10 protein-coding genes are annotated in these 6,538 nt (G+C 72.7%); all 10 read left to right on the forward strand.

What is annotated here, in order from left to right:
* Positions 1-298 (forward strand): flagellar basal body protein (locus tag VFM98_RS24310; protein WP_325112472.1); only part of this gene is annotated, 298 nt, incomplete at its 5' end.
* Between the two features lie 4 nt (positions 299-302).
* On the forward strand, positions 303-731 hold the full coding sequence (gene flgC / locus VFM98_RS24315) for a flagellar basal body rod protein FlgC (protein ID WP_325112473.1): 429 nt from the start codon (positions 303-305) through the stop codon (positions 729-731).
* Positions 728-1,030 (forward strand): flagellar hook-basal body complex protein FliE, encoded by a 303-nt coding sequence (gene fliE, locus VFM98_RS24320; protein ID WP_325112474.1) that lies wholly within the window; start codon positions 728-730, stop codon positions 1,028-1,030. The genes flgC and fliE overlap by 4 nt, the downstream gene beginning before the upstream one ends.
* A gap of 13 nt (positions 1,031-1,043) precedes the next feature.
* A complete protein-coding gene (gene fliF / locus VFM98_RS24325; protein WP_325112475.1) occupies positions 1,044-2,525 on the forward strand; it encodes a flagellar basal-body MS-ring/collar protein FliF in 1,482 nt (493 codons plus the stop codon).
* Positions 2,522-3,061 (forward strand): hypothetical protein, encoded by a 540-nt coding sequence (locus VFM98_RS24330; RefSeq protein ID WP_325112476.1) that lies wholly within the window; start codon positions 2,522-2,524, stop codon positions 3,059-3,061. Before fliF ends, VFM98_RS24330 begins: the two co-directional genes overlap by 4 nt.
* 59 nt (positions 3,062-3,120) lie before the next feature.
* Positions 3,121-3,894 (forward strand): FliH/SctL family protein, encoded by a 774-nt coding sequence (locus VFM98_RS24335; protein WP_325112477.1) that lies wholly within the window; start codon positions 3,121-3,123, stop codon positions 3,892-3,894.
* Positions 3,891-5,219 (forward strand): FliI/YscN family ATPase, encoded by a 1,329-nt coding sequence (locus VFM98_RS24340; RefSeq protein ID WP_325112478.1) that lies wholly within the window; start codon positions 3,891-3,893, stop codon positions 5,217-5,219. The genes VFM98_RS24335 and VFM98_RS24340 overlap by 4 nt, the downstream gene beginning before the upstream one ends.
* A gap of 71 nt (positions 5,220-5,290) precedes the next feature.
* Positions 5,291-5,719, forward strand: a complete 429-nt coding sequence (locus VFM98_RS24345) for a hypothetical protein (RefSeq protein WP_325112479.1) — start codon at positions 5,291-5,293, stop codon at positions 5,717-5,719.
* Positions 5,716-6,282 carry a hypothetical protein gene (locus tag VFM98_RS24350; RefSeq protein ID WP_325112480.1) on the forward strand — a complete coding sequence of 189 codons (567 nt, stop codon included), beginning with the start codon at positions 5,716-5,718 and terminating at the stop codon, positions 6,280-6,282. Before VFM98_RS24345 ends, VFM98_RS24350 begins: the two co-directional genes overlap by 4 nt.
* Positions 6,279-6,538 (forward strand): flagellar hook assembly protein FlgD (locus tag VFM98_RS24355; RefSeq protein WP_325112481.1); only part of this gene is annotated, 260 nt, incomplete at its 3' end. The genes VFM98_RS24350 and VFM98_RS24355, both read left to right, overlap by 4 nt.

Here is a 6,538-nt window from a genome sequence, read left to right on the forward strand (position 1 = left end):
CAACATCGCCAACGCCAGCACGCCCGGCTATGTGCCGCAGCAGGTTTCCTTCGACGCCCACCTGGCCGAAGCGCGCGCGGTCTTGGGTGAGAAGGGCGCGCTGGACCTGGCCGCGGTCGAGACCTTGCGCGCCGATCCCGAGCCGATGTTCGACGCCGCCGGCCAGCCAGCGCCGGTGCAGCTCGACGCGCAAATGAGCGAGCTGGCGCGCAACGGCGTGGAGTACCAGGCGCTGGTGCAGGGCCTGTCGCGCCATCTCGCCTTGCTGGCGCTGGCCGCCGGCGACGGCAGGAGGTAGGCACATGGACTTCTCGCAAGCCTTCGCCATCAGCGCCGCCGGCATGTCGGTGCAGCGCATGCGGGTCGAAGTCGCGGCCCTCAACCTCGCCAACGCGCACAGCGTGCAGGCGCCCGGCGCGGCGGCCTTCCAGCCGCTGCGCGTGCTGGTGAGCCCTTCGGTGCCCTTCGATGCTCTCGTTTCCGAGGGCCTGCAGCCCGGGGCGCTCCCCGGTGCCACCGTGCAGGCGACGGAAGTGTCGCCGCGGCTGGTGCACGACCCCGGCCATCCGCTGGCCGACGCGCGCGGCTTCGTGCACCAGGCGGCCGTCGATCCCGCCACCGAGATGGTCACCCTGATGAGCGCGATGCGCTCCTACGAGGCGAACGTGGCGGCGCTCAATACGGCCCGCACGCTGGCCCTGAAGACGCTGGAGATCGGGAGGGGCACATGAATCTCGAGGCGATCCAGGCCATGGGCCTGCACGACGAGGTGCCGGGCACCGCGCCGGTTGCCGCGCCCGTGGCAGAGGGGCCGGGGTTCGGCGCCCAGGTCGCACAGGGCCTGCAGGCGCTCAACCAGCAGCTGCTGGCGAGCCAGGTGGACCTGCAGCGCCTCGCCGCCGGCGAGACGGCCAACCTGCACGAGGTGATGGTACGGCTGGAGGAAAGCCGCATCGCCTTGCAGTTCGCGCTGCAGGTACGCAACCGCGCCCTGGAAGCCTACCAGGACGTGATGCGGATGCAGGTCTAGCGATGGAGCCGGCATGAAGACCTGGTGGAACACGCTGGCGCCGCACGCACGCCTCGCATTCCTTGCCGCCTGCGCGGTGCTGCTGCTGGTCTCCGGCGCGGCCGGCTGGTGGCTGCTGCGGGGCGATCCGGCCGTGCTGTTCTCCGAGCTGCGCGAGCAGGATGCGGCCACGCTCGCCGGCGAACTGGAGAAGCTGAAGATCCCCTACTCGGTGGCGGACCAGGGGCGCACGCTGCTGGTGGACCGCTCGCAGGTGCACGCCGCGCGCATGAAGCTGATGGGGCGTGACCTGCCCCTGCACGGGACGGTGGGCTTCGAGGTCTTCAACAACAGCGACTTCGGCATGACCGAGTTCGCGCAGAAGATCAACTACCAGCGCGCGCTGCAGGGCGAACTCACGCGCACCATCCTGGCGTTTGCCGCGATCCGCGATGCGCGTGTGCACCTCGCCCTGCCGGAACAGGGCCTCTTTCGCCAGAACACCGCGCGCCCCAAGGCGGCGATCACGCTGACGCTGCGAGCGGGGCAGGCCTTGCGCGGCGAGCAGGTGAGCGGCATCCAGCGCCTGGTGGCCGCTGCCGTGCCGGGCCTGCAGGCGCAGGAAGTGACCATCGTCGACCAGCGCGGGGTGGCGTTGACGCGCATCGCCGACGCGGAAGCCGAAGCAGCGGGCGGCCTCGGCGCCGCGCGGCTGGAGCTCAAGCGCGAGATGGAGAACTACCTGGCGCGCAAGGCGGCGGCCGTCCTGGACCAGGCCTTCGGTGCCGGCCAGGCGCTGGCCAGCGTGGACCTGGTATTGGACATGGACCAGGTCCGCGTTACCACAGAGGACGTGCTGCCGGCGTCGGACGCGCGCGGCGGCCCGGCCACCGGCGTGCTGGTGCGCGAGAAGGAGTCGGCGCGCGACAGCGCCAGCCCGGACGCGCGCACGGCCGATGCGCGCGGCACGCGCGGCAGCAGCGTGCAACGCGACGTCGAATACCAGGCGGGCCGGCGGGTCGAGCAGGTGGTGAGCCAGCCGGGCGCGGTGCGGCGCATCCAGGTGGTGGCGGTCGTGCGCCAGGCATTGGCAGCGGAACAGCGCGAGCAGGTGCAAAAGCTGGTCGCCGCCGCCGTCGGCGCGTCGGCGGAACGCGGCGACACGGTGGTGGTGCAGGCGCTGCTGCCCGCGGCCGCGGCGGCGATGACCGTGCCTGCGCCGGAGCCACTGCCCACGATGATGACGGCGCGCCCCGCGGCGTCCCCGACGGAGCCGATCGAACTGGCGGACTTCTGGGGGCTGCCAGCCATGGCCGCATCGCTGGCGCTTGCACTGCTCGCTCTGCTGGCGCTCCTTTGGTCGCGGCACCGCCGAAGCGGGCCACGCCACCCCGAGCTGCCCCGGCTGACGCAGGCCCAGCGCGAAGCGGCACTGCAGCAGGTGCGCGGCTGGATCCTGGAAGCCAGCGCAACGCCGACGGCGGCACCCTCGCCGCAACGCGGGAGAAGCGCATGACGAACACGATGCCGCTGCCCACGCCGGCCCACCGCGCCGCACTCACCCTGCATGCCCTGTCCGGGCCGGACCGGCAATGGGTCTTGGCGGCTCTCAGCGACGGGCAGCGGGAGACATTGAACCGCCTCCTGCAGGAACTGGAGCAGCTGGGGATCCCGCGCGACGCCGAACTGGCGGCGGCGCTTGCTGCGGAATCTACCGGCGAGGAAAGCGGCGCGCGGGCGCTGCGGGCCTTGGACAAAGCCGGCGTGCACCGGCTGGCCGAAATCCTTTCCGCCGAGCCGCCGCGCCTGGTCGTGGCGCTGCTGGCCGGCGCGCCGTGGCCCTGGCGCGAGCGACTGCTCGCCCTGCTGTCGCCCACCTTCCGGCGCGAGGTCCAGCGGCACGCCGGCGGCGCGCCGCCACCGCCTTTGCTGCACGACACCATCGTTGCGCAACTCGTGCCGGTCCTCCACGCGCATGCAGCGCGAGCGGCGCGAAGCTCGCGCTGGCAGGCGCTGCGGCGTCGCCTCGCCGCCCTGGGAGGACAGCGATGAGTGGCGCACCTTCCAAGGCGGCGGCGGTGCTGCGGGGCGTCCACTTCGAGCCGGCTCCCTTGCGGCTCGGGCGCGTCGGTGCGAGTGTGGCGCCGGAGGCGGCAGGGCAGGCGGGGATCGAGGCGTGCGCTCGCAACGAGGTTCCGCGGCAGGCGCACGCCCATGACGAGGCGTCGCGGCCAGCCAGGAGCCATGACGCGGCACTGCGCGAGGCCCACGCCCAGGCCGTGCGCGCGGGACACGAGGCAGGCCGGCGCGAAGGCTACGAAGAGGGGTTGCGTCAGGGTCATGAGGAGGGCGTGCACGCCGGCCGCGCGGAAGGCTTGCGCGAAGGCCGCGCCCAGGGGGCGGAGGAGATCCGCCAGGCCACGCAGCGCGCCGTGGCTGAAGCGGAACTGCGCTCGAAGGCGCAGCACGAGCGCCTGCAGTGCGTCGCGCAGCATGCCCACGACGCCATGGCCGACCTGCTCTGGTCCGCGCAGGACGACATGGTGGCCCTGTGCTACGAAACCCTGTGCCGCATCGTCGGCGAGCACGCCGTGCAGCCCGCGTTCGTGCGGGCGCAACTGGCCCATGTGCTGGCGCAGCACGGCGCGGCGGAGGTGGTGCTGCACTTCCATCCGCAGGATGCCGAACTGCTGCAGTCCGGGCCAGGCACCGCGCGGTTCAAGGCGGTTCCCGATCCCGAGGTGGCGCTCGGAGGCTGCATTCTCAAGACGGCCTCCGGCGCGCTCGACGCCCGGCTGGAAACGATGCTCCAGGCCTGCAAGGAGGCGCTGAGCGAGGCGCGTGCAGCCGCGCAGCCGCAGCGGCCCGAAGGGAAGGCCGCATGAACCTCCTCTCCGGCTACCGCGACGCCTTGCGTTCAACCGAATTGGTGCAGCGCATCGGCTGGGTGCGCCGGCTGCAAGGCCTCGCAATCGAGGCCGAGGGCCCGCAGGCGGACCTGGGCGAGATGTGCCGGGTGCTGCCGGCCGGCGTGGAGGCGGCCGGCCCGGTGCTCGCCGAGGTGGTCGGCCTGGAGCAGGGGCGCGTGGTGCTGCTGCCGTACGGGCCCTTGCGCGGCATAGGCGCGGGATCGAAGGTGCTGGCCCTGGGCCACGCGTCGCGCATCGGCGTCGGCCCGGGCCTCGTCGGCCGCGTGATCGACGGCTTCGGTGCAGCGCTCGACGGCGGCCCGGCGCCGGCGGCGGGCGGGTGGGCGGACCTGCATGCGAGTGCCACCAATCCCATGGAGCGCCCGCGCATCGCGCGCGTGCTGGAAACGGGGGTGCGCGCGATCGACGTGTTCCTGACGCTCGGCGAAGGCCAGCGCATGGGCATCTTTGCCGGCAGCGGCGTCGGCAAGAGCAGCCTGCTCGGAATGATCACCCGCCACGCCCGGGCCGACCTCAACGTGGTGGCCCTGATCGGCGAGCGCGGGCGCGAGGTGCGCGAGTTCATCGAGGAGCAGCTGGGCGAGGAAGGGCTGCGGCGCTCCGTCGTCGTCGTCGCCACCTCCGAGCAGCCGGCGCTCGCGCGCATCCGGGCCGCCCATGCGGCCGTGGCCATCGCCCGCCATTTCGCGCAGCAAGGCCGGAGGGTCCTGCTCACCATGGATTCGGTCACGCGCCTCGCAATGGCGCGGCGCGAGGTAGGCCTGGCCGCCGGAGAACCGGCCACGGCGCGCGGCTACACGCCTTCGGTGTTCGCGGAGCTGCCGCAGATCTGCGAACGCTGCGGCACCCTGCCGGGCGGCGGCTCGATCACGGCCTTGCTCACGGTGCTGGTGGAAGGCGACGACCTCAACGAACCCGTGGCCGACAGCATGCGCTCGATCCTCGACGGCCACGTGGTGCTCTCGCGCGAGCTCGCGCAGCAGGCCCACTTCCCCGCGATCGACCTGCTGCGCAGCGCCAGCCGGCTGATGAAGGACCTGGTTCCCGCGCCGGAGCGGCAGCTGGTGCGCGAGGCGGTGCGCCATCTCGCCGTGCTGGAGCGCAATCGCCAGCTGGTGGAACTCGGTGCCTATGCCAAGGGTGCCAATCCCGCCCTCGACGCGGCGTTGGCACTGGAGGCGCCTCTGTTCGCTTGGCTGCGGCAGGAATCCGGCGGCGCGCCGCGCGCGCAGGCGCTGCAGCAACTCGGCGCGATCCTCGCGCAGCGGAGCGCGCCATGAGCGGGCGCAAGAACGGCGCGCCGGCGCTGCCGCGCGGTTTCCCCTGGCGACTCGCGCCGGTGGAGCGTCAGTTGGACGGCGCGGTGGAGAACGCGCGCCTCGCGCTGGCGCGTCTGCAGCAGCAGGACCACGCTTTGCAGCAGGAGGAAGGCCGCCGCAGCACGCAACGGCAGGAACAGCAAGGCCATGCCGTCCAGAGTGCGCAACGCGATGTCTTCGCCGGCGCGCAGGCGGCACGCTATCTCGCCCGCCTGCAAGCCGAGCGCGTCGCCGCGGCGACCGTGCGCGAAGCGCTGCAGCAGCGCGTCGCGGCTGCGCGCATCGGCTGTGCGGAGCGCCAGCGCCAGCTGGAATCGGTGCAGGCCCTTCGCGAGACCGCCCAGCGTGACCACGCGCAGGCGCAGTTGCGCCGCGAGTGGCGCGAGGCCGATGCCGCCTGGCTCGCGCTGACCCAGGCACGGCGCGCCGCGGCCCTGCGCAAGGTGGGAGAGACGCGATGAAGCTGCCGCTCGCAGACCTGCGCGTCGTGCTGCCAATGCCGCCCGCAGCGGCACTCCCGACCGGGCCGGTGCAGACCACGCACTGGCAGCTGCACATGCAGCGCGCCGAATCCACCCTGGCGCTCAGCGAGCCCGTGCAGATTCCGCCAAGACAGCCCGAAGACGAAGCCACGGAGCTCGAATCCTGCGGCGCGCCCGTACTGATTGGCGGGCCGCCTGAAGCCAGCGCGCAGCGGTCCATCGCAATCCGACCGGCCCCGGCCGAAGAGCCCCTGCCGCCACAGCTCGCCCCGGAGCGCGAACCCGAGCGCTCGCCGGTGCGCCTGCACGTGCAGCCGCTGCCCGGCGAAGGCCTGCAGGTCTGGCTCGGCATCGACGGCGACGCGGCGCTCGTCGCGCAGCGGGCCAGCGCCGCGGTGGCCGACCTGCGCCGCAGCCTGCACGCCGCCGGCGAGCGCATCGCTGCGCTCGTGTGCAACGGCACGCCGGTCGACGCCCGCGCCTCTTCCAGTGCCGCGCCTGCGGCGCGAACCCCATCGTTTCCCTCGAAGGATGCACCATGACCATCGGCTCCGTTGCACCGCCGGCCGCCGGTGCGGCCACCAACGCGCTCGGCCTGCAGGATTTCATGAAGGTGCTGCTGACGCAGCTCACGTTCCAGGATCCGCTCAAGCCCATGGACAACCAGGCGTTCATGGCGCAGATGGCGCAATTCACCGCGCTGGACCAGACGCAGCAGCTCAATGTGCGCATGCAGCAGATGCTGGAGAACGAGGCTGCGCTGCAGTCGATCGGCCTCCTGGGTCGCACGGTCGAAGT

Source organism: Ramlibacter sp. (assembly GCF_035706265.1).
Taxonomy (GTDB): Bacteria; Pseudomonadota; Gammaproteobacteria; order Burkholderiales; family Burkholderiaceae_C; genus Ramlibacter.